Genomic DNA, 26253 nt, shown 5'->3' on the forward strand with positions numbered 1-26253 from the left:
TTTGTTACATGTTGTAGAACAGCGTTCGCATATTACGATTTCGATTTTATTAAGCGTAAAAAATTTTTTTCTTGAAATCAAAACGTAAACTCTTCCATTTCAAATGAAATCTTTATAAATGAAAAAATAAAAATGGAAGGGTCAGTAAATGAAAACGAATTATTCAAACGGAGCATTGTCTTCCGAACAAGTATCACCTGTCTTTAAGGATCTTTCCGCTCAATCCGCCAAAATATTCGTAACCTTTAGTGGACAAGGATTAGATCCAATTCCCGAGTTACGTTCTTTCTACGAAGAAGGTCATTCTAATTCCGAATTTTGGCAAACTATCTTCTCTTCTATCGAAGAAGAATGTAAAACAATCCATAAAGACAGACTTATAGGAGCATTACCCTTAGGTTTTCATTTAAAGGATTGGCTGGATCAGCCAGAGCTGACTCCGGATCATTCTATCTTGAAGAATTGTTCTTATAGTATTCCTCTTATCTTTTTAGCCCAAGCTGCCGCATTATATAGAGTTCTCCAAGATGAATCCAATTGGGACGTTCTATTCAACGAAACCTCAGGAATATTCGGCCATTCTCAAGGGGTATATGCGGGATTTTTACTATCTTCTTCTCCGGATAAAACCACATTCTTAAAGAATCTATCTCTGATACTTAAGAACTTGATTAGTTTAGGAATTCGAGTCCAAGAAGAATTTCCGATCTTAGAATTGGATATTTCCGCTAAAAAACTTTTAAAACCGGATGAGATCGCGTCTCCTATGGCGGCCTTAAGATCGGAAAACGATCCTTTATTAAAGGAAGAATTAGAAAAATTTAATATAACCAGAAGTTCAGAAGATACCGTATATTTAGGTCTAAAGAATGGTCCAAAGGCTAGAGTAGTATGTGGATCCCCGGAGTCTTTATTAGAGTTCAGAAGTTTCCTTACAAATAATAGTTTTCCTAACCTGGATTCTTGGGCATTTCTTAAAATTTCCGCTCCATTTCACAGCCCCCTATTAAGAAGGGTCCCCGTACTTTTAGAAGAAGATGTAAAAAGGATCGGATTCAATCCTAAACAATCCGATCTAAAAATTCCTTTATACGATACAAGAGACGGAAGAGATCTCAGAACCGAATCCGACATTGCACTTGCATTATCCAGAATGGCAGTGGCAGAAACATTAGATTGGGAGATCTGCTTAGGAAGTTTAGAAAAAGAAGAAAATAAAGTTTTGCTGATCTCTTTCGGACCGGGAGTGGACGCCGAAAAATTATGCTCTCCTATTTTAAAAGGTAAATCCCATCTCGTTCGGAACTTAAGCAAATCCGAATCTTACAGATCTTTTACTAAAGAAGTAAATTTAGAATTTCCTAAATCATGGAAGGAATTCCAGCCGAAAACAGTAGAGCTTCCGAATGGTAAAGTTTTCTTAAAGAACAATTATTCTGTTTGGACAGGAAGAGCTCCGATCTTCGGAGGAGGTATGACTCCTTCTACCGTTGAACCTGGAATAGTCATTGCTGCTGCAAAAGAAGGATACCTGGTAGAATGGGCAGGAGGCGGACAGGTAACCGAAGAACTATTTCGAAAAAGAATGGAAGTATTTCGAAAAGAATTACCTGCAGGTACAGGTATAGTAATCAATCTACTATACTTAGATGCTTACTTATGGAACCTGCAAGTTCCATTAGTGAAAAAACTCAAAAGTGAAGGTGCTCCAATCGAAGGAGTTACTGTCTCTGCAGGTATTCCGGAAACGGAAGAAGCGATTCGAATATTAAAAGATTTTGAAGCTCATGGGATCTGGCTGAATTCATTCAAACCTGGAACTCAAAAACAGATCAAACAAGTTATCTCCATCGCTAAACAAATACCGGATTCAAAAATCCTAATGCAGATAGAAGGTGGAGCCGCAGGAGGACATCATAGCTGGGAAGATCTGGAAGAATTGGTCCGCTCTACTTACAGCGAGATCAGAGACTGTAAAAATATTATTCTAGCAGTCGGTGGAGGGATCGCAGAACCTCAAGATTCCAGATCTTGGTTATTCGGGACATGGGCAGGAAAAAATCCGATGCCTGTGGATGCGGTATTCTTAGGAACCAGGCTCATGGCTGCCAAAGAATGCGCTACATCGGAAAAGATTAAACAAGCACTAGTAGAGATCTCAGGTTCTGAAAATTGGAAAAGCACCCAAGAAGGAAAGAACGCAGGCGGAGTGATCTCGGGTAGATCAGGATTAGGTGCTGATATTTATTATGCGGAAAATACTTGGACCAAACTTTCCACTCTTGCAGAAGAACTCACAAAAGGAAAAGAAACTGAAGAAGCTAAAAAAGCAGTTCTATCCAAAAAGAAAGAATTAATCTCTCTCATAAATTCCACTGCTAAGCCCTACTTCGGTGATCTAGAAGAAATGAGTTATACTCAAATTCTTTTTAGATATTTAGAACTGACCTGCCCTGGACAAAGATTGATTTCTCCGGAAGGGTGGCCGGATCATCCTTTTATAGATAAAAGTTTTAGAAATAGATTTATAGAATTAGTACAAAGATCCGAAGCTCGGATCTCGGAACCGAACGATCAAAATTCTATACTGGAATTAATAGGATGCGACTTCGATCCGAATGTTTTTCTAAACGAATGGAAAACCAGATATAAGAACGCAGATACAATCCTAATCTTACCGGAAGATATTATTTTTTTCTTTGATGTTTGCAAAAGACCAGGCAAACCGGTAAACTTTATCCCGGTAATCGATGAGGACTTGGTAAAATGGATCCGTTCGGATTCTCTTTGGTATTCTCATTGTGAGGATATGGAACCGGATTCTTGCGCTTGGATCCCTGGACCAAAAGCGATCAAAGGAATTCATAAGGCGAACGAGCCTGTCTCCTCCATCTTCCGAAATTTTTTACAAGCAAGTTTAGAAAATTCTAAACCTGAAAAGATCCATTGGGAAGATCTATTCGATCCGAATTCTCAAGGGAAAAATATACTGAACTTGTTCCCGGAAGAACAAATCAGGAACAATTCCATTTCTATATTTGAAAATCTTGATATAACTTCAAATGATTGGATATTGAGTTTAGCGGAATTAGGAAAAGGGTTCCTGACTGCGATTTTAAGATCCCCTAAAATCGGACAAACTACATCCGACTTAAAACTATTCTTCGAACCAAGGATCGGCAGAAAGTTTATCTGGGAAACAAGCGGCTCCGAAGAATTATTACTGATCCAGGTCTGGGAAGAAAACAAACTAAAAGTAGAATTAAAACTTTCAGAAAAAGATTCCGCGGAATTAAAATTATTCTTCTACGATCCTAAAGACGGAACTGCAATACCTTTCCAAAGAAAGTTTAGTTCAGGAAAAACTTTAGGTACATTCATAGAGGAAGATCTCGCATTTAGAGAAAAATCCGGCCTAGACCTCTATTTGAAAACATGGGGATTGGATGAAAAGATCGATCTAAATTCTTCCAAGGGTATTTCACAAGAATTAGAATCCGAGATCGTAATCGATAAAGAATCCATTTTAAATTTCAGAAAGGCAATCGGAGAATTAAGGAGAACCGATCTAAAATCGGATCCGAATCCTCCTCTTGGGATGAGTACTGCATTCGCTTGGAAAGTCCTCCTTTCTCCTTTATTTACATTAGAAAATAAGAATTTATTCAGGCTTTTGCACTTCTCCCAAAATTTCCGATGGGAAAAAGAAGCAAATGAGTTAGTTCCGGGAGATAAACTAAGATCCAAAGCAAGACTCGCTAAAGTTCGAAAACTAGGCTCAGGGCAAGAGATCCAGATCTTAGGAGAGATCTTAAAAGAAGAAAATAAGATCTGCTCTTTCCAAACCGGATTTTTGATCCGAGATGTTTATTCCAAATTCGAAGAATTCGATTCTTTACCTTTCGAAAAAAGTATTTTGATCAAATCGGAAGCGGAATCCAATCTTCTAAATTCTATCCCTTGGATCTATAAAAATGAAGACCGAGAAACGAATTCAATCGGATCCAAATTAAAATTCACATCTGCAAACCGTCTTATTCTGTCTTTAGGTTCGGACCAAGAACTTCATACAATCGAAGGTAAGATCGAAAAAGTTTCAGGTTCTCATTCGGAAGAATGGGGAAAATTCAAATTAGAAGAAAAAACTACTGTTGGAATTCCAACATCTTTTGATCGATTCTTCTCTAATCTCACCGAAGCGGATTCCGAAGTCTCACTTACTAAACCTTACAAGATCATATCCGAAACTTTTTACGCTCCTTCCGATATGGGCGAATATTCAGCCGCATCCGGAGACACGAACCCGATCCATACGGACATTGATTTTGCAAAATATGCCGGCTGGAAAGAAAGGATCGTTCATGGACTGTGGACCTCTTCTAGAGTAATTAAACAAATCGTAATGGACGTATGCCAAGGGGATCCGTCCAGATTATCTTCCTTCGAGGAAACTTTCGAAGCTCCGGTATATTTGGGAGAAGAACTTCTTTTGGAGGCGATCCATGTTTCTCAGAAAAAAGGATCTCAGGTTCTCTCAGTTAACTTGGAGAATAGAAATGGAGAAAGGAAGTTAAGCGCAAAAGCAATCGTTTCTCCTAAAAAAACAGGATACGTGTTTACAGGCCAAGGTTCTCAATCCCAAGGAATGGGAATGAAACTCAGGGATGAGTTTCCGGAAGCTAGAAATGTTTGGCAAAGAGCGGAGAACACTACAAAAGACGAGTTAGGCTTCTCTCTTTTAAAAATTGTACAGGACAATCCGACTTCATTGAAAGTGGGAAAAAAAGTTTGGAACCATCCTAAAGGTGTTCTTCACCTTACTCAATTTACGCAAGTTGCTTTGGTCACCAAGTCCATGGCGGATTGGGAGATCTTAAAAGAAAGAGGATTTTTAGATTCGGAAGCGCCATTCGCAGGCCATTCTCTAGGAGAATTCTCCGCTCTATCTGCCAGAGGATTTTTAGGATTAGAGAATGTGATCCGGATCGTGTATGGAAGAGGACTTACCATGCAAAGTCTGGTCCCAAGGGACAAGGAAGGAAGAAGTCCTTTCGGGATGAGTGTTGTATTAGGAAATCGTCATGTAGGCTTGGATGAAGAAACCATTCTAAAAGTTGTAGCGCAGATCAAAGAAGATCTGCGCCTTCCTTTAGAAGTCGTCAACTTAAACATCAGAGATAAACAATATTCTGTGACGGGAGATCTAAAAGCTCTCACCGAAATGGAAAATCGTTTTAAAGAGATCGTAAGAGGAAAAAAAACCACAATCCGTTTAGAAGGAATCGATGTACCTTTTCATTCCAGAGTTTTGGTAAACGGAGTTTCAGAATTCAGAAAAACCCTGGAAGCGAATGTCCCTCAAATATCCGGTTTCGAAGAATTGGATGGCAAATATATCCCGAATCTGGTGGCAAAACCATTCTCCATTGATAAGAAATTCATTAAATACGTTCAGGAAGTATCAGGAAGCCCGATATTAGAGAAAATCCTAAAAGAAGAACGGAAACTTTCTGATAAGGAACTCAGAAGGATCCTGCTGATCGAATTACTCGCTTATCAATTTGCGATGCCTGTTCAATGGATCAAGACCCAGGATCAATTCTTCCAAGATCTGAAAGTCAGAAGATTAATAGATCTTGGAGCCAGAGGAGATCTTGCAGGTATGGCAAGGCAGACTCTCAGAGAAATTTCGGATCCTTCTTCATTCGAAATACTGCATATAGAAGAAAATCGAAATGTGGTCTTTTCAGAATTAGAAGATTGTGACACTGCTGAATTCTCAAAACTCAGAGAAATTCAGGAACCAATTGCGGCAGAGGCTCCGATCGCAAAAACGGAAGCCAGGACCGCTGCACCACAAGTCCTGGAAATGATCCAAGAAGTTCAGCAATTCGGCGGGGAAGAAACATCCGTAAATCTTACTAAGAAAGATGCGTTATTCGTACTACTTGCTTTGAAGGCGGGAATTCGACCTGAAGAAATTTCAGAAGACGAAAACATAGATACTCTATTCGGAGGGAATTCTTCCAAAAGAAATCAGGTGATGGCGGATCTTGGAGCTGAATTCAAGACCACAAGTTTAGATGGGGCTCATGAAAAGTCCTTAAAAGATCTGGTAAAATCCTTAGAAGAACAGTCCGCATACACACAACCGGGACCGTATCTTAGGACTTCTTTTGAAGAAACTTTGAAGAAATTTTTCCCGCCTGATTTCGGCAGAACGGAAGTCTTTAAACATTTAAAAGAGGAAAGAGGTTTAAGCTCTTCCGGAATTTTTGCGGTCAGCATCTATCTTCCTTTATACGTAAGAGAAGGAGATTCATTGCGAAAAGGAGCTTTGAGCTCGATCTCGTTAAGTTCTCGGATAGGAAATTCTAAAGACGCTTCTAAATGGCTGGATAAAGCGGTAGATCTATTCGCTCAATCTAAAGGAATACGGATCGGAAAACTTTCCGCAAATAATTCAGGATCAGGCGGAGGAGCAAAAGTAGATGCAGCCGCTCTGGAAGAACTAGAAAGAAAATATTTCGGAGCGGAAGGAATATTTGGAAAAGCAATTAAGAATTTCCAATCCAGACTTTTAGGAGAAGATCCATTTGCGGAATTTTTAATTAAAGACCTAAACATTCTACAGGAAGCAAGGCAAAAGATCCAAGCAGAGTCGACACCTTCTTCTTTATTTGAAGAGAAGAAGATAGTTCGTTTTTCCAACTCGGAACAATGGGCAAAGAAAAAATTACTGCAAGCACTCACAAAGATCAGGGTCGGAACTTTGAACAGTTTCGGCTTAGAAGAAGAAAAGTATTTTGCAAATCATACAAATCCCCTGTTGTCTCAGGTTTTAAATTATTGGGACCAAATTTTGGAGAAGGATGAAATCCAATTTCCGGAAGAGAAAAAAAACATTCGCTCCAAAAGAGAATATTTAAAGTCTCTTTCTTCACAGTGGGATAAAAACAGAAAACCGGTCTTCCAAGCGGAGAACTCCGTATTACGACCTAAACTAGAGATCTCCGAAGAAGGGAATTTTAACTTTAAAGAAGTAGAATATTCTATAAATTTAAAGGATTTTTTCCAAGGAAAAATTTCCATCGGAACAAGTAAGGATCAGGGAGGGAACTGGAGCGAGGATCAAAAAGAGACGGCAGCCATTTTAAACTCCATCTCGAATTCCTCCAAAGACGGAATTTCTTTCTCCGGTTTGAAAGTTTTAGTAACCGGCGGAGGTCCGAATTCAATCGCATTAGAAACAGTTTTTGTTCTGCTTGCAGGTGGAGCGGATATTATTCTAACGACTACTTCTTATTCTCCCGAAAAAGTTAAATTTTATAAAAGAATTTTCCAAAAATACGGAGCAAAAGGCGCCTCTCTCACGTTAGTTCCTTTCTCCCAAGGATCATTCGAAGACATACGCTCCTTATCGGAATGGCTGGTCCAAAAAGATTGGGAGCCGGATGTTTTAATTCCGTTCGGCGCAGTCGGAGAAGAAAACACAGGATCACAGTTGGATGATTCTTCTTTAATATCTTTGAGAGTCATGCTGCTCGGTGTTGAAAAACTGATAGGCACTCTAGGAAGAGTGAAAAACACACCTACTGAAACTTCTCCGCTTCATGTGATCTTACCTCTTTCACCGAATCATGGTATCTTCGGAAGAGATGGAATGTATGCAGAAACTAAATTGGGTCTCGAGACATTGTTCCGCAAAAAATTCTCCGAGGAAGATGATTGGGGAAAACATACAAGGATCCACGGTTGTGTGATCGGTTGGGTAAGAGGAACCGGTCTCATGGAGGCCAATGATCTTGTTGCCCAGGCACTGGAAGAAAGATCAGGAGTATTTACATTCTCCAGAAGAGAGATGGGGCTTCTTTTAGGAAATTTGATCCACACTTGTGTGTTCCATTCTTCCGAGCAGATCACTAAGGCAAATTTTACGGGCGGCCTGGATTCTCAAACCGATCTTGGAAAAACTTTAGGGAAGATCCGCACGGATATTCTTTCGGAAGCAAAGATCAAAAAGGAAACCTTCGCACTTAAGAATAAAATCGTATTAGAAAAACATAAATCTATTACGAGAGAATTCCTGCCTAAGGAAGTGTATAAGTATCCTTCTATCCCTTCTCAATCTAAACTGAATGAGATAGGACATTTAAAAGAATTAGATCTGTCTCAAACTATTTGTGTGGTAGGTTTTGCGGAATTGGGGCCAGCGGGCAGCTCCATGACCAGATGGGAATTGGAAAAATCAGGCACACTTTCCTTAGAGGCTTCTCTAGAACTTGCTTGGATGATGGGATTTATCAAATTCCAAGCGGCAGATAAAGGAAGAAGTTGGACAGATTCCGAAACGGGAGAAGCTCTCGCAGAATGGGAGATCAAATCCAAATACGAAGAAAAGATCTTAGCTCATACTGGAATTCGGATCATAGACAAGGAATCGGTGGGTTTCGATCCTTCCACGTTATTCTCCTTTGTGGATGTGGTCTTGGAAGAGGACTTCTTCATTCCTGTTTCTAATTCTAAAGAAGCGGAAGAATTCAAAAAAGCGGAACCGGAAGCCACTGAAATCTATCACGATCCGGAAAAAGACAAATGGTTCGTGAGAAGAAAAAAAGGAAGCACCATCAAAGCCAGAAAAGCTTCCGACTTCAATAGAAAAGTTGCAGGACAGATCCCTAAAGGTTGGGATCCGGCAAAATACGGACTCACCAAAGATCTGACTGCTCAAGTAGATCCGATCACGGTATATAATCTTTATTGCACATGTGAAGCATTCTTACGCTCCGGAATGGAACCAATGGAATTGTATAGATTCCTGCATCCAGGACTTGTAGGCTCCACAGTCGGTTCAGGTATGGGAGGAATGGGCAAACTCAAAAGAATGTTCCATGACTTCTTACTCGGCAAAGAAAGACAGCATGACGCATTGCAAGAGTCACTGATCAACGTTACTACAGCATGGGCGCTCACTTCCTATGTAGGAGGATACGGTCCCGTCCAAACCCCGGTTGCAGCTTGTGCCACTGCGGGAATTTCTTTGGAGATGGCGGCAAGTTTGATCAAAGAAGGCAAAGCGGGCTTTATGTTGGCCGGTGCCTTCGATGATTTTGCGATGGAAAGTTTGGTCGGATTCGGAGACATGCAAGCGACTGCAAGCAGCGTAGAAATGTTGGAACAAGGGATCGATCCGAAAGGAATGTGCCGCCCGAATGATATCCGAAGAGGAGGATTCGTAGAAGCGCAAGGCGGAGGAGTCGTTCTTCTTGCAAGAGCGGATTTAGCTTTGGAAGCGGGACTTCCTGTTTATGGAATTTTGGCGTATGCAGGTTCTAAAACGGATGGCATCCAAGCTTCTATTCCTGCGCCTGGTTTAGGGCTTTTATCTTTAGGAGCAGAATCCGAAAAAGAAAAATCTCCTTTGAGAATCGCGTTAGCCGCATTCGGACTCACAGCGGATGATATAGGTGTAGCTTACAAACACGATACTTCCACAAAAGCAAACGATAAGAATGAAAACAAACTTTTGTATAATTTATTATCTAAGTTAGGAAGAAGTCCAGGAAACTTACTACCTGTAGTTTCTCAAAAATCTCTTACTGGGCACTCCAAAGGAGGAGCCGCCGCTTGGCAAACAATCGGAGTATTACAAACCCTGGAAGAAGGTATCGTAACCGGAAACCGCAACCTGGAAGAAGTAGATCCGGACATGAACGATTATCAGTTCATCACTTTTACGGATGAAAGTATTCCATTCGGTAAACATAATATTAAGGCAGGAATGTTGACTACCTTAGGTTTCGGACATGTGGGTGCGCTTTGTCTTTTCGTTCATTCCGATTATTTCTTGGCTGCATTGACTTCAGAACAAAGAGAAACCTATCTGAAGTTAAGAAGAAAAAGAGAGATCACGAATCGAAACAGATACCATGAGATCAGAATGGGTATAGGAAAACCTTTGTATGAAAGGCATACCAAGTCCTACTTCCAGGAAGAAGAAATCGGTATTCTGCTAAACGCAAACTACAGATCCAAGCAGGAAGAAAAAAGATGAAATTAGAATCACAAACTCTTCCTGGTTTCGAATCTATTAATAATCCCTATGCTTCCGTAGGAGTGGATCTTACTTATATTCCGGAATTCAAGGAAAGTTTACAGGATAAGGCAACCTTCTTCTTTAAAATTACTTTTACGGATTGGGAAAGAAAAAAAGGACAAACGAAACCCGAAAACCAAAGAGCAAGTTTTTTCGCAGGAAGATACGCAGCAAAAGAAGCATTGATCAAGGCATTAGATGGATATCGTTTATTCCAAAAGCCCGATTTAAACGTAAATTATTCCGAAATAGAGATACGTAACGACGATTATGGCCGTCCCTATTTTCGCTTTTACGGAAATTTTGAAACTTATCTGAACGACTTAAAGCCGAATTCTATTCGGTTGAGCATCAGCCATACGGGGGATTATGCATTTTCCGAAGTCCTCCTGATATTTTAGGAGAAAGCGAATGATACCCACAAGAAAACCAGAGCCAGATTCATTTACCCAAGGAGTATTAAGTATTCCTGAAATAGATTCAGTTATAAAAGAATTAAAAGTCCTAAATCCTGGACGTTCCGAGAAAAAAGAAGTTTTGCCGGAAAGAAAAGGAGTCCTGAAAAAAGTACTCATCGCAAACAGAGGAGAGATCGCCAAAAGATTCTTTTTAGCCTTAAGAGAAGAAGGGATCCGCTCCGTCGCAGTGGTAACCGATCCGGATAGAGAACAATCCTGGTATGAATCCGCTGACGAGATCCTATACATAGGAAGTTCGGATAAATACACAAATTCTCAGACGATCATAGCAGCAGCCTTACTTTCGGACGCAAATGCGGTTTATCCCGGATATGGATTTTTATCGGAAGACTTCAAATTCGTGGAGTCTTTAGAAGAAGCTTCCCTTATATATAAAAAAAATATAATATTCATGGGACCAAAAGCCTCAGTGATGAGAAAAGTTGGGAACAAACTGGATGCAAGAAAATTAGCATTAGAGAACGGGATCCCGCTTTTATTAGGAAGCGGACCGATCACCGGCGGAGAAGGGATCGCAATCCAAGAAGCGGAGAGGATCGGTTACCCGATCATGATCAAATTGGACAGCGGAGGCGGTGGAAAGGGAATGGTCATCGTAAGAAATTCCAAAGAACTTCTTCCCGCAATAGAAAGTGCGGTTCGGATCGGACTACAATCTTACGGGAACGGGACCTTCTTCTTTGAAAAATACGTAGAGAGACCTGCTCACTTCGAAGTTCAAATTTTTAACTCCACTGCAGTCGGAATTCGAAAATGTGCAGTACAAAGAAGAAATCAAAAAGTCGTAGAAGAAAGTGGAGAAACTTTTTTAGATGATAGGACATTATTACAATTATTATCATCCGCGGAAAAGATCGCTTATATCTCCGGCTACTCGGAAGGATGTGCTGCGGGAACCGTGGAATTCCTACTTGATTGTGAAACAGGCGATTTCGGATTTTTAGAAATGAATACCAGGCTACAGGTGGAATATCCTGTGACAGATCAATCTCTCGGGATCGATCTAGCCAAATGGCAAATTTTATTTTTTGACGGAAGAGAGCAAGAGATCCCTTACGACTCGGTGATCAAAAGAAGATTCTCCGATAGAAATCATTCCATTCAATGCAGGATCTATGCTGAAGATCCATTTCAGAACTACTCACCTTCTCCCGGAAAAATAAAAGATCTGGAACTGCCTACATTCAACGGAGTGAGATGCGATTTCGGATTCAGAAAAGGTGATAGAGTTTTAGGCGATTACGATCCTATGATCGGAAAATTGATCACTACGGGAACAACAAGAGAAGAAGCTCTTCTTAGAATGGAAAGAGCACTTTCCGATCTATATATCCGCGGGATCACTACAAACATTGAACAATTGATCAAACTTATAAGACATGATCTTTTTCGCTCGGGAGAATATGATAATTTAATTTTATCTAATAATGAAGAGCTTACAAAAGCGGAGAAGGAATCGGAAGAAGAAGGTGCGATTATCTGTTCTCTTGCAGAATCCGTATTTATAACGGAGAATGATCTGAAAAGATCCTTTAGAGACAGGGACCTTCCCAAATTACTTCATTCCCAAGAGTCGGAATATTCTCTTTATGAATTCGAATTGAGATCGGAAACAAAAACGTATAAGACTCGCCTGTTCCGTACTTCTATTTCCAGTTACAGGATCTTACTAAACGGAAAAGATTCAGGAACTATCGGAGTTTCCGTCCGCGGAGAATTAGGAGAAGAATTTTTAGTGGAATTTGCGGGTAGAACGATCCCTGTACGAATAGACCGCAGACCTTCTTTTCATTTAGTAAGATTTCCGGATAAACAAGGAAAACTCAGATATCTTAGATTCTCCATTCTATCCAAAGATAAAAAGAATAACATATCCAACGAAGGAATATTACGTTCTCCTTTCCAAGGAACATTCGTAAAGATCTGCAATAATCCTCAAACGAATGAGACATGGAAAGAAGGAGAAGTTATACAAGAAGGAGATCCGATCCTAGTCATCTCCGCGATGAAGATGGAAACAGTTCTTACTGCGCCTGTCGGCGGAAAACTTGGCTATTTATTGGAACATGGAGATAGGAATAAATTAGTCAGAGGAATGACGGCTTCCGGAATGGTTTTGGGAAAAGGTTTAAGCGAAGGAGAAATTCTAGCAAAAATAGAAACAGAACAGAACTCTGAAACCAAAAAAGAATTAGAAAATCATAATGTGCTCAAAGGATCCATCTGGGAGATCTGGCCTTCGATCGAGGAGAATTCGGAATTAGGACTTTCGCTTATCCAAAAAACTTCAGGTGCCGATCTAAGAACTCTATTGAAGTCCTGGATACTAGGAACTTTCAGAGAACAAGATGCAATAGAAAAGATAAATTCTATAGTTTCCAATTTCGAATTCTCAAAACTTTCGGATCCTGAAAACCGATATTGGGCAAACTTCTATATAGAACTTTTGAAATTCCACGTCTTAGTGCGAAGAATATTCTCCTCGGATCCCGGGACTAAATTTTCTCATTATGGAGAGATACAAAGAGCGCTTTCCGAATGGGATACGGAAGGATATAATCCGCCTAAGACCACAAAAAAACTTTTATCGAATGCATTTCATTATTATGGGATCAGACCTTGGAATCCTCTTCGCAGGACTAAAGACCAAAAAGATGCATTTATATTTTTAGTAAAAGCTTACGCAAACCTAAGAGAAGGAAAAGAACTTACTGCAAAACTTTTGGAGATACTTTCCATTTATGCCCCGCCTACTCCTTCTATAGATCTTGCATTGAATGGTATCTTATATCTGGAAGAAAGAGAGAAGGAAAGTTTACTCGAAAAAACGGTCAGAAGGATATTAAACTCCAGAGGAAATCGCCCCCAAAAATTCAAAGGGGGGGATGCAACCATTTCCAGAAAACATGTATTCGACTATGTACGTTTTCTAAAATCACCTTGGTCTTCAGTCTCCGAAGAAAGATCCGAGATTTTAGAGGAAAAATTCAAAAAATCTTTTTCGGAAAACTTACCGTTGATCCCGGAAAATTTTGATGAATCCTTAATATCTCAAATAAGAAAAAAACTGGAATATTGGCAGACCCAAGGAAGTATCAAAAGATTATTCTCCCCTAGCCCGGGACATTTCCTGTATTTCTTAGAAACCGAAAAAGAAAAACAATATATACTCTTCTCCACTTTAAGCGCTAAACCTGAAAAACGAACTTCAAGATTCGATCTGGAAACTACCGCAAAAGTGGGAGCATGTATTTTACAAGGTTCTCAAATATTCAAAAAAGTTGATATTTTTAGATTAGAAGTGCTCGTTTCCGGATTCAAAGTAAAATTCGATCCGGGATCCAACGAAGAAAACGTATTCAATTATAATAATATAATGGAATCAGCCGGATCGGTCCTTCGATTCTTCTTACATGGATTGTACAGCCAATTCACAATGGATTTTCTTCCGGAAAATACGGAAAAGACAGTTACACTTTCCTTCTTCTTTAAGGATGGAAAGCTTAGAATGGACATCGCTCATCCGAATGATCCAAGATTTCCATATTGTATCGGAACGGATCCAAAGGATCTAGCTGTCTTTCAAAAAGGAAAATGGCCCTTGGAATGCTGGGTCTCCGAAGTATTCGATACCGATTCATCAAAAGAGATCAGAATCCCGGGAACAGACGACCTTCTTCGTAAAAACCCTAAAACAGGAAAAGAAGAGATCTATATTCCCGGAGCAAGAATATTCGAAGGAAAGATCGGCGGAAAACCTGCATTATGTTTTTTTAAAGATTCCAGAGTTGCAGGCGGAGCAACGGGAGATTTAGAAGGAAGAAAATATATAGCAGCCGCGTACTACGCCTATCGAAAAGATCTGCCTTTATATATCTGGAATGACGGAGCGGGAGCAAATATCAAAGAAGGAATGGTTTCTTTGAACAGAGCTGCTGAGGGCTTCTTCATGAATTCACTTTTAAGTGCAAACTTGAAAGCGTCCGAATTCAGAGCCGCAATCGAATCGCATTCGGATCCGATCTTAAAAGAAGTATGTTCCGAAACCGAAAAAAAATACGGATCGGAATTCAAAAAATACAGCTCGGAAGATAGACCCAATTTTTGTTTTACGGTCGCAGTCGGAACAGGTTCCTCCACCGGGCTGGATGTTTACGGTTCTTCTCAAGCATCTTTGCAGGTTCTTTTAAACGAAGATGAATCCTATCGAGTTCTAACCGGGTCTTCCGTGATTGAATCCGTAACCGGTGAGAAATTTACTAATTATGAGATCGGCGGCGCTAAAATTATGGGTCAGGCAACGGGCACTGTTGATTTTGTAGCCAATGATAAGATCCAACTCATTTGGATCATAAGAAGGATCCAAGATTCTTTGCTGGGATGTAACCTTCTTCCAAAAGAGAAAAGCCAAAGAGTTATATCAGAAAATTGGAATATTTTAGACGAGAACGAACTCATCCATCACTCCGAGAGCGGATTTTTCCTACCGATCAAAGAAAATTATTCCGGTTCAGGATCTTTAGTTTCAGGATTCATACGATTGGGGCAAACTTCGGTTCTTTCCATGGGACCGAGAACCAGCGATGGATTTCATTCTCTTCCATGTATTATCAAAGCGAAGGAGTCCGTTCGGATCGCTGAGAAAACAGGAGCAAGTTTACTTTTAGTCTATGGAAATAAATGGTTCAGAAGTTCCCATTTGGATGATTATGATTCTTTAAGACCTAGAAGGGATTTCCAAAAATCATTACAAAACTTTAAAGGTGCTTGCTTACACTTCGTGAAAAATCCGGAAGGACTTAGGGTTTCGGAACTCGCTTCAAGTGCGGATGTATGGCTTCTTTTAGAACCGAATGAAAAAAGTAAAGCTTCTACCCATAAAGAATTTTCTAATAAAAAAAGATGGGCTACATTCACCGCAAAAAACGAATCGGAAGCTTATGAGATCATTAAAAAATTCTTCCATTTATTAAATCATAGAAGGATCGAAAATTTTTCTTCGAACAAGACCGAAATCGAACTTCCGAGCGAGATCACTGTTTCTTACGATATGAAAGAAGAGATCGTTCAGAAAATTTTGGATGAGAATACTTTCTTAGAATTCGGAGAATGGGATCCAGGTTCCAGCCTGATCACAGGACTCGGAAGAATACAAGGAAGAACTGTTGCTATCATTGCGGATCAGCCGAAAGGAGGAGGTTCTCCCGACGCACCCGGCACCGAAAAATTCAGAGTATTCACCGAATTTGCAAACAAACATTCCATACCTTTATTAATGATCTCTGATGCTCCAGGTTTTGTTCCGGGCACTAAACAAGAAAGAGCAAGGATACAACAAATCGGCGGAGAATCCCTTGATGTAAATGTTCTCTCCGAGATCCCTGTAGTTTCCATAGTATTAAGACAAAATTACGGAGGAAGGCAGATCCACGCATTCAGCGGATTTTTAAGACCGGGAATCGCATATTATTCCCTGGCGGAAGCAACTCTTGCAGTGATGGGAGGAAACTCCGCATTCGATCTATTCCAAGGAGCGAAAGTTTCCGCACTCAGAAAGGAAGGGAATATTCAAGAAATTGAATCTATCCAAAAGGAATTTTTCGGATCATTCACCAAAAAATCCAGAGCTGATTTTGACGCAAAAAATACCGGAGTTTTAGATGGGACCTTCGGATCTGTTTCCGAATTAAGAGAAGTACTAAAAACAGGTTTAGAAGAAGCGGATCTCAAACTTTCTCATTGGAGAAAAAATAAAAATAAATATTCCGAAGGTGAAGTGTATATTTCTCCTTCCAATTCAGAAGAAGATTGGAAAGATCTAATTCTGCCTTAGTTTAAGATCCGTTTGTAGGAATTCCTACAAACGGATCCAACGGAAATTTAATAAGCACACGAAAGCGCTCAGTGGGTTTCTTATCTTTTTCTAATCGCAATCATCGCGATATCATCCGAAAGTTTAGAGAAACCTGTAGCACTCAAATCCTGTTGCGTATGAGATTCCACATCCGTAACGATCGTCTTGATCAATTCTTCCGGACGTTTTTCTCCGTTTGCATGCAGAAGTTTCGCAAGCCTTTCTCTGGTATACATATCGGAGTTAGGACTTCTCGCCTCATCCAGACCGTCGGTATATTCAAAGAAAATATCTCCTGAATCCAAGGTTAATGCCCTTCTCTCAATCGTAGTTTCGAAGAAAGAATTTTCATCCATACCGATAGGCAAGCCACCAGCAGGAAGTTCTTTTATCTTTCCATCGGATGCATCGAAGAAAAGAGGTTTAACGTGACCCGCAGAAATATATTCCAATCTGGAAGTATTAGAATCGAAGATCGCTAAGAAGAATGTGATAAAAATATGATCAGGAGTATCTTCATACAGATAACCGTTGGCCTCTAATAAGATCTTTTTCAGATCTCTTTCACCTTTTCGTAGAATTGCTCGGATCTGAGCCCTGAAAAGAGCCATCACAATCGCAGGACCCACACCGTGGTTGGAAACATCACCGATACAGATCGCGATCTTTCCTCCACCTAATTCAATAAAATCGTAATAGTCCCCGCCTACTCCGGTCATCGCCTTATAGAATGCACCGAATTCAACATAATCATTCAAACTAGAGGGAAGTTTTTCAGGAAGAAGTCGTTTTTGGATCTCTTCTGCAGCCAAAAGTTCTCCTTTCATTTCTTCTCTTTCTTTTAACCCATGAACCATATCGTTCAAGGATTCGCTTAAAATACCGATCTCATCATAACCGGCAGGAGGGAATTCAACATTCAGATTACCTTCTCCGATCGATTCGGCGTTTTTACTGATAACTCTGATCCTGCGCACTACGAACCAAGCTAAACCGTAAGCCAGAAGAATTGCGATTGTCCCGATGATCCCGGTATATCGGATCATCTCTTCCCGGTTGGATTTCATTTGGCGGACACCTTCGGTCCGATCTATTAGAATAATATTATATCCTAATAGGTCTTTGCGGAGAAGGTCATAAACCAGCCCTTTCCCCTCTTCTTCTCCTGAAGCAACAAGAGGAGTAGAATCCAGCGCCCACATTACTTCTTCCGCCTCACTTCTGCTTCGGACCAGAATTCCCGAATCCCAAGCAACCCCTTTAGGAGTTTTAGGAAGTTCGGTTTCGGAATTCCCGGAAAGGATCCATTCTCTCAAAAGTCTCCATTTGACCTGAACGGATTTTCTTTCGTTTTCATCCTTATAATATCTTCTAATACCTGCAGGACCGGTTTTGAAAGGAATAAAAGTAAAATCTTCTAATGCAGCTTCTCTCAAACCGAAAAACGCATCTTCCGCCTTATGCTCGTAAGAATTCCCCCAGTCGCCCTTAGTGGATTCTAAACGAATTAAAGAATCTTTATATTCTTCTTCTTGGGATTCTAAGATCCGGATCTTTTCTTGGATCTCTTCCGGAGAAGTTTTATTCTCTCCTTCTTTAAGAGGGAATTTCAGCATCTTCTCCCATTCTAAAATTTCTTTAGAAGTGTTTGAGATCTTGTCTTTTAGAGATTTATGATCATCATTCCATTTTTTCTCATTCTTTTCGAAAACGGAACTATAAGGTTGCAGCTGCTCTAACTTAGTGTCCCTTTTTTTGAGCATTTGCCTATAAGCAAGAGCCAGATTTTTGAATTCTTTGTCGGAAGAAGGTTTAGCTTTTCCGTCCTTACGAAGTTCCGACATTCTAGTTTTCAATCTTTGGGAGATCTCAGCGATCTCTGCGGAAATTTTTCGATCTTCTTCCAGATACTTTGCCCAGTCTTTCGGGTTCTCCACGATTTCTTCCGCCATGGATCTGGATCTTTCAGCAGTGCTTGGATTCCTAAAAACAGGACGATAAACAACTTCGTATTGTCTCCCACCTACTTCATAACTTTCAGGTTCGGATTTGTTTTGAATGACTTCCAAAACATCAGTATCTCCAAAAAGTCCTTTACGGCTTTCCGTAAAATCGGCCTGGGCGAGTAACTTTTTCCCGGTTTCCGAACTTTGAGAGAAGAGTAAACCCGTATCTAAAGTTTCCTTCCCAACTCTATCATATGCTAAAATTCTAATTTTATCCGGAAGAAGTCCTAAAGAGGAAATTCGATCCTTAAAAGATCCTCTGAAAAAATTCTGGAGTGCCTTTGTTAATGCAGTCTCCCCTGACGCTGCCTTTTTCTCTCCATCCGGGATCGCTTTTTCGGCAAGCTTCTTCTCCTTCTCCAATTTATCCTTATCTGTTAGATATGTTTTTTTCTTTTTAGGATCTAAGTCTGCCTTAGCGAGCTCTGCATCTAAAAACTTAACTTCTTCGGTAATTTCTTCTATTCTGATCTTAGAAGTTTCCGCGCTGATACGAGCAAGCGCAGTCTTCTCAGCAATGGATCTGATCCTTTCGTAAACAGGAGTGTCAATCGGCGCCCCATTCTCTTTTCTTAATTCGTTACGAACCTTAGATTCGAATTCTTGGATCTCTTTTTCGGAAAGATATTTTGTAAAATAAGTATCTACAGATTTATAAACATTTCCTCTTTTAACATTCAGACCAATGGATTGACCGAATGATTTTAACGCTCCGAAAAATCCGCCTTCCTTCTGGACAACTGTCCTTTTGAACTTACTGAGCTGCTTTTTTTTCTCTTTTACCCTGACCTTGAATTCTTCGATCAAGATCATACTTCGGCTCAGGTTCTCCAGATCCAAAACGACCGAGTTCACATATTCCAAAGGAGCCTTTAACTCGGACTCCAGCTTCTCTTCTAAAGCTTTTGTTTGCTGGGAATAATGGATTATAGAAGTAAAACCTAATATAGAGATGACCAATGCGGCCGTGAAAAAGGAAAGTTTTGCCCGAATACCGGGCAGAACCGCTCTTAGGAATTTGTTTTTAATCATCTTATTATCTCGTATGGATCAGAGTGAGTTTATTACGCGGAGGATTTTTGAGACGTTGGTAACGTACGACCATTATCTTTTTAATGGAACGTAATCCGAAACCTCCATCTGCTCCGCTGTCGTATAATTCCTTCCAGGTTTCGCTTTTTTCTTTGGTGGGATCGAAAGGAATGCCTTGGTCTAGGATGGAAAACTTCCAGCTTCCTTTATTTTTTTTCATTCTTAATTCGATTTTAGAAGTATCAGGCTCCGTAAATCCGTGCTCTATTACATTGGTCATAGCTTCATCCAGGCAGAATACGATCCTGCCCTTAACTATATCCGAACAATCTTCTCCTAAAAATTCGCGGACCTCTCCCCGAATTTTGGAAAGTTCGTCCAGATCGACGGAGTAATATAGGATTTTTTCCGGAGAGAAATCCATAATAGGATTCAAACTCCGCCTAACGCATCATTTAAAGAAGGAAAAACTCTCACCTTTTTGGTGAAATACATCAACTCCATCGTATCCTTTACTTCTTTTTTGAGACTGCAGAAAACGATCTCTCCTGATTTTTCCTTCAGGAATTTTTGGATGGAGTTCAAAACACCGATCCCTGCAGAAGCGATATAAGTAAGAGCGGAACAATCGCAGATGATCGTTTTGATCCCGTTCCCAACCGCCGCTTCCAATTTGATTTTCAGATCCGGAGCAGTCTTAGCATCGATCTCTCCTGCGACAGTGAGGATCAATTTGCTTCCGTCCACTTTTTCGTTAAATGTGAGGTTCGCCATTTACACACCCTTCCTTAATTCTTTCATTAAATCCTTCGCTTGGATGATTCCGTATAATTTTCTTTCTAAAGAGTCTATTTCGTAGTAATACTTTGTATTCGGATCCCCTTCGAAAATATGAGCGTATTTCCGGATACCTTGGATCGCCTTCTTCGCATTTCCCTCTAATATACCCTTTGTTATGGAAAAGTAAAGTTCGATCGCAAGAGAATCCCTTAAAGTTTCCTTAAATCCAACTTCACGTTTTCCTAATGCGTCCAAAAGATTCTCCACCTCTTGTTCGCTGTAAGTTTCCGAATCACTGTAGTTAATAATATATCTGGAAAGTAGTTTTTTGCAGCGGACCAGATTATTCACCTTTGCCGCAGAAAGGATCTGCTGATACAAAGTATGGACCTCGGTATCCAAATATACTTTTTGTCTGGTCCCATCCAGTTTTACAGGCTCGAATGCCGATTTTAATTCTTCTTTTGAAAAATTTTTAATGGAATCTTCGAAAAGTTTCTCGTTATTACTGCTTGTCACTTTTTCGAATTCTTTTAAAGGTTTTTCTAATACTGCTATAAACTCCAAAGCCTCGGGAGAAACGGCAACACTTCCAATTTCCTGGATCTTCTCCAGAAAGAAAATACAAGAGTCACCTAAAGCGGAAAGACTTTCTATAATTGCTTGAGAGACCAAACGTTTGCATTGATGAGGAATAGTATGCAGGTACGACGGATTATTAGAATCCTCTTGGATCTTATCTATCATCTTGCTTGCGGCAAGAGCAGAATGGGATTTTTCCTTTTCCCAGCCCGCATAGATAAACGGATCGTATAGATATTTTTTAAAATTCTTTTTGCCGGACATGGCAAGAAGCCGGATAATTTTTACAAGTTCCTGTGCGAGATCCGAAGGGATCGATGTTCTTTTTTCGGCCATATTCCCAGGTCAGAATCATTTTATAAGCTCATAAAAAAGCATAGCAAATTCCGAAATTCGAATAGATTCCGAGAGAAACTAATAGGACATAAACAGATTTCGGAATTGTAATATTAGATTTTGGGGCGACTCCTCGCTTCGCTCGGACCGGGCTCTACGCTCCAATCAGCGACGCACCATAAATGGCGCATCGCCGGATTTCCGCTGCGATCCCTGTCGCGGTACTAGTTTCCCGACCTCAGGTCGATTCAATACTGATCTTTATTACATCCGCCAGATTTCTGAATTCATCTACGATCTTTAGAATATCAAAGTCTCTAGGCATCGCGATGGTTAATTTGATCTGAGCGTTTTTAGTTTGATAATCCTGCATAAAGGATTCAGAAACCAATCTTAACTTATTTCTTAATAATAATTCTTTAAACCCTTTTCGGTGGAATTTTTTCTGTTTCAGGTCTAGGATCAAAACCTTATATTCATACTTTCCAAAATATCTTTCTTCCACCAGATCGAATAAGACCAGAATGATCAGGGTAGCAACCGTAGTTAGAAATCCTGCATAATATAAACCGGCACCCACAAGCAAACCGATCGCGGAAACGATCCAGATAGAAGCGGCGGTATTCAGTCCTTTCACGGTCAATCCGAACTTCATGATCGCGCCTGCGCATAAAAAACCAACTCCGGAAACTACTTGAGCCGCAATCCTGGAAGGATCTCCACCCACTACGGAATAAAATTCCGGAATAAAAATAGATAATAACATTAGAACTGTAGAAGCAAGACCGATCAAAATATGGGTCCTGAAACCGGCCCCATGATTTTTGCCTTCTCTATTCCAGCCAACGGCGCCGGCAAAAATAATGATCAAAGCCACCCGAATACTTACCGTAATGGTATCGATCGTTTTAGAATCCAAAATGGTTAGAAATTCCTGCATAATCCAAGGAATGATCTAAGGTTTAAGCCGGTAAACTTCTTTTAGAAAATTCGGATCTCTACTTAATAATGCGGACATTCTGATCTTATCCCATTTCAAAGGATTGCCTTCTTTGTCCAAAGCGATCCCGCCTGCTTCTTCCAATGCAAGGACTCCTGCGGCAAAGTCCCAGATCTTGGCTCCGCTTAGGTTCATGAATAGATCGGTCTTGCCTTCCAATAATTCTAAAAATCCTGCCCCGGTTGCCGCCAAAGCACGAGTCGCAAGAGTATTCTTACTCGCACTTGCGATCCAGCGATAGTCTTCTTCTTGGAAAGTATTATTGATCTCAAGAGAAAGAACGGAACGATCCAGACTTCCTCCTTTTTTCAGAAGGATCTTTCTATCATTGATAAAAGTTCCGATACCTCTTTGAGAAGTGAGATAAGTATCCAAGGCAGGAAAATAAATACATCCGACTTTAGGTGATCCATTTTCTATATAAGCTAAAATTACGCTAAACTCTTTGATCCCTCTGGAAAACAAAGTAGTGCCATCTAACTCATCACATACGATAAAGGTTTCCGTAAGAGGTTCATGATTATTCTGCTCTTCCATAACCAAAGGAATTCCGGGAAAATTTTTTTTGAGAATTTCCTCTAATACACGATGAGAATCCAAGTCCGCTTGGGTCAAAATCTGCATTGGATCCTTCAGATCGAATGTGGATTCTTTCCCGAATAATTTTAGGATCTCAGTTCCGGCAGATTTAGATGCAAATTTAAAAACGGATAAAATTTCAGAAAGATCGATCATCCTAAAACAGAAACATTAATTAGGATTTTCTGTTTGGGTATTAGGAGCCGGCTCGGAAGTTTCCATATCATCCAAGATAGAAGGTTTTTTCGGTTTTTTCTTCTTTTCTTTTTCTTCCTTAGGCATGGAAATAGTCCTAATTTGGATATACTTTCCAAACACCCAGCCTTGTACAGTTTCAGTAAATGCATCCTTGTACTTGGTGTTTACTAAAACCTTATAATAAAAGTCCTCTATTCTCTGGCCTTCGATCGCAATAATATAAGCTACCGAATGTTTGCTGATCACTTTTCCAACTTCCCCTGCTTCTAAGTCGCGGATCTTAGGAGCTCCTACATAAGGGTCTCTTAGGAGAGGAGTATTATCGGAAACAATGGTCATATATTTTCCGACAGCTTTTAGTTTATACAACCTTGCGCTGATCTCGTTTACTATATTTTCGGAATCAGCATTAGCATTCAAAATTCTTAATAATGCAAAGATCGCGAACGAATTTTTCTGCTCTGTCAACGTATCCAGGATCTGGTTCCTAAGATTCGTTTTATCTTTGAAAGAATCTTCCAGAATTTTCATGGAAGTTCTGGTCTTATGACGACCCAAAGCTTCCACAGCAGCCTTTTGGTATTCTTCGTCTTCCGAATTTAGATAATCTATAAATATACGAAGGTCTTCCGGAACTTGGTAATATCCAAGGCCCAAAAGAGTAGACTTTACGATTTCCTTATCGTCAGACTTAAGACCTTTTTTTAAGAGTACTTCTCTTGCTCCAGGATCTAATGTTTTACCCATTCCTCGGAAAGAGGCAACTCTGATCTCTCTATCGGAAGACTTGGCACCTACATAAAAATAATCTAATGAACTTCTGGAACCTATATCCGCGAGTCCCTTATATGCGGCCTGGCGCACCCATTCCCCGTCACGATCTATCATCTGGTGTAAAATTTTTACACCTACCGGATTTTTCAATCTTCCTAAAGCCAAAGCTGCTGCTGCTCTAACTCTCGGAATTGGATGTGTCAGTCCGAAATGTTTTAAACGAGGATAATTGTATGTGGCTTCCGCTTCAAAAACCTTTAACAAACCTGTTTTTAAAAGATCATTATAACGTTTGGTTTCAGGATCCAGGACCGGCTTTTTAGGTTTTTTCTTATTCGTTTCCGTTTCATCGGAAGAAGAGGTATCCTCTGTGTCCGAGGAATTATTCCCTACGTCGGAAGTATTGTTAGGATCTTCGGGAGTTTGAGCAAGAATTGGTGAAAACCAGACTCCAAGGGAGGCGATCAATAATAAGCCTGGAAATAAAAATCTGAAATTCAATGGGGCAAACATTCTTTTAATCGAAAAGCAAGCTTTGGTCCAAGAAACATTTCCCTGTGCCAGCCTCTATTCTTTTTTTCGACCATCCGTTATCGGCCGTTTACCTTTTTTTATGCTAGAATCCTCGATTGCAAGTAATGAAACCGTAAAAGTAATAATTTCTTTCCAGAACAGGATATAGATTTGCCATCTATACCTTTATATCTATAGAATTCGATCTTCTTACCTTTTTTGCGGCCGGAACTGCTTGACTCTCCTTTTGGAAAATGGTACCGTCTAATTCTTAGAGAAGAGGCAAATTTATCAGTAAGCTCAGCGGAAACCTTTCCGGACTTAAGTCCAATCAGATCCAAAGACTCAAAAAACTCTCCGAGCGTAGAATTCGGGAAAACGTGATCATCACGCCCGAAGTTTCCAGAACACTCACAGAACTTTCCTTAGAAATCAGCAGACAAATCGGAATACTAATCGATCGAAACGGATACGTAACTCACGTGATCGTGGGATCTGATTCTTCCATAGATATTCCTTGGTTGGATCGGATCAGGACATCCGAAGCCAGGTTAAGAGGTGTCCGATTAGTTCACAGCCATCTCAAAGAAGAAAGCCTGAACCAGGAAGATCTTACAGACTTAGCTTTATTACGTTTAGATTATATAACTGCAGTCACAATGGATGATAAGGGACTTCCTAAGTCTTATTATTCCGCACATGTAAATCCGGAAGACGAAGAGGGAGAACCTTGGACTGTTCTTTCTAAAAAAGTTCCGGGACAATTGGAAGAAGGTATACTGGACGAAATTCTGGACATCGAAAGCAGGATGACCAGATATCGTAAAAATCTGAAAGGAGCCCAAAAAGAGAACAGGGCCTTTTTAGTAGGAGTGTATCCTGAAAATAATAGAATACGTCCTCCTGCACAATCCATCGAAGAATTAAAAGAACTCTGCAGGACAGCGGGAGTTCATGTAGTAGACTCATTCATCCAAAGAAAAAATCGTTTAGATCCTTCTACAGTATTAGGAAAAGGTAAACTAGAGGAGATCGTACTAAAAGCTATCCAAAAGCAGGTAGAACTATTAGTATTCGATCTGGAACTCACACCTTCTCAGGCAAAAAAGATCTCCGATTATGCGGATCTGAAGGTTTTAGATAGAACACAATTGATCTTGGATATTTTCGCAAGAAACGCAACAAGCAGAGATGGTAAACTACAAGTAGAACTCGCACAATTAAAATATCTGAAAGGAAGACTTTCCGAGTTGGATGATAATATGTCCAGGCTCACCGGGGGGATCGGAGGAAGAGGACCTGGAGAAACAAAACTAGAGATCGGAAAACGTAGAGTAGAAGAAAGAATTTCCAGATTAGAACAAGAACTTAAGTCCTTGAAAAAACGAAGAGAGATCGCAAGAAGAAGACGTAAGAAAAACGAGATCCCAGTCTGCGGTATCGTGGGTTATACGAACGCGGGAAAATCCACCTTACTGAATGCGATGACAAATTCTACGGTATTATCCGAAGACAAGTTATTCGCAACATTAGATCCTACATCCAGAAGGATCCGTTTCCCCGAAGAAAGAGAGATCATTATTTCCGACACTGTGGGATTTATCCATGATCTTCCCCCGGAACTATCCAATGCATTTAAAGCAACACTGGAAGAGTTAGGAGATTCTGATCTTTTAGTGCATGTGGTGGATGTTTCCAATCCTGAATTCAGACAACAGATGGAAGCAGTCGAAACTATATTAGAAGATTTGAATTTATCCGATATCCCGAGGATCTTAGTATTCAACAAAGTAGACGGACTACCGGAAGAAGCAAGAAACGAACTTCTGAGAGAAGCAGATCTGGATACGATCTACGTATCTGCCATCCAAGGTTTCGGATTAGAAACTCTATTGAATCGGATAGAAGAGAGAATTTACTCTCAAGCAGAGGCAAAACTCTCTAGTACTAAACCTTGGGAAGAAGACGAGGAATTGGAAGAGGAAACTGAAAAAACCTACGTGTAAGCAGGTTTAGACGCTTGA

The 26253-nt window shown here is 40.2% G+C and carries 11 protein-coding genes; 4 read left to right on the forward strand and 7 right to left on the reverse strand.

The features are described from left to right. Positions 1 to 148 precede the first annotated feature (148 nt). The 3 genes from EHR06_RS14070 to EHR06_RS14080 are packed head-to-tail and all read left to right on the forward strand — an operon-like array spanning position 149 to position 16408. Positions 149 to 10054, forward strand: coding sequence for a type I polyketide synthase (locus tag EHR06_RS14070; protein WP_135757583.1), 9906 nt, complete (start codon positions 149 to 151; stop codon positions 10052 to 10054). Continuing rightward, positions 10051 to 10497 carry a holo-ACP synthase gene (locus tag EHR06_RS14075; RefSeq protein ID WP_135757584.1) on the forward strand — a complete coding sequence of 149 codons (447 nt, stop codon included), beginning with the start codon at positions 10051 to 10053 and terminating at the stop codon, positions 10495 to 10497. Before EHR06_RS14070 ends, EHR06_RS14075 begins: the two co-directional genes overlap by 4 nt. 10 nt (positions 10498 to 10507) lie before the next feature. Next, the gene (locus EHR06_RS14080) at positions 10508 to 16408 is read left to right on the forward strand and encodes a carboxyl transferase domain-containing protein (protein WP_135757585.1); all 5901 of its coding nucleotides are present in this window, start codon (positions 10508 to 10510) and stop codon (positions 16406 to 16408) included. Between the two features lie 80 nt (positions 16409 to 16488). Here EHR06_RS14080 and EHR06_RS14085 read toward each other — a convergent pair whose 3' ends face one another. From EHR06_RS14085 to EHR06_RS14115, 7 genes are all read right to left on the reverse strand, one after another. Continuing rightward, positions 16489 to 19467: a PP2C family protein-serine/threonine phosphatase gene (locus EHR06_RS14085; protein WP_135757586.1), complete on the reverse strand. Its 2979-nt coding sequence runs from the start codon at positions 19465 to 19467 to the stop codon at positions 16489 to 16491. Between the two features lie 4 nt (positions 19468 to 19471). Next, a complete protein-coding gene (locus tag EHR06_RS14090) occupies positions 19472 to 19891 on the reverse strand; it encodes an ATP-binding protein (protein WP_135757587.1) in 420 nt (139 codons plus the stop codon). 8 nt (positions 19892 to 19899) lie between these two features. After that, positions 19900 to 20241, reverse strand: coding sequence for an STAS domain-containing protein (locus tag EHR06_RS14095; protein WP_086447289.1), 342 nt, complete (start codon positions 20239 to 20241; stop codon positions 19900 to 19902). Then, the gene (locus tag EHR06_RS14100) at positions 20242 to 21165 is read right to left on the reverse strand and encodes a hypothetical protein (RefSeq protein WP_135757588.1); all 924 of its coding nucleotides are present in this window, start codon (positions 21163 to 21165) and stop codon (positions 20242 to 20244) included. Positions 21166 to 21403: 238 nt separating this feature from the next. Then, on the reverse strand, positions 21404 to 22105 hold the full coding sequence (locus tag EHR06_RS14105) for an MgtC/SapB family protein (RefSeq protein ID WP_135757589.1): 702 nt from the start codon (positions 22103 to 22105) through the stop codon (positions 21404 to 21406). Positions 22106 to 22120: 15 nt separating this feature from the next. Beyond that, positions 22121 to 22900 carry an inositol monophosphatase family protein gene (locus tag EHR06_RS14110; protein WP_135757590.1) on the reverse strand — a complete coding sequence of 260 codons (780 nt, stop codon included), beginning with the start codon at positions 22898 to 22900 and terminating at the stop codon, positions 22121 to 22123. Between the two features lie 15 nt (positions 22901 to 22915). Beyond that, the gene (locus EHR06_RS14115; protein WP_135757591.1) at positions 22916 to 24217 is read right to left on the reverse strand and encodes a HEAT repeat domain-containing protein; all 1302 of its coding nucleotides are present in this window, start codon (positions 24215 to 24217) and stop codon (positions 22916 to 22918) included. A gap of 347 nt (positions 24218 to 24564) precedes the next feature. On the opposite strand from EHR06_RS14115, the gene hflX reads away from it, so the two are divergent. Beyond that, on the forward strand, positions 24565 to 26235 hold the full coding sequence (hflX, locus tag EHR06_RS14125) for a GTPase HflX (RefSeq protein WP_341867511.1): 1671 nt from the start codon (positions 24565 to 24567) through the stop codon (positions 26233 to 26235). Positions 26236 to 26253: the final 18 nt, after the last annotated feature.

The organism is Leptospira dzoumogneensis, from assembly GCF_004770895.1.
Classification (GTDB): Bacteria; Spirochaetota; Leptospiria; order Leptospirales; family Leptospiraceae; genus Leptospira_B; species Leptospira_B dzoumogneensis.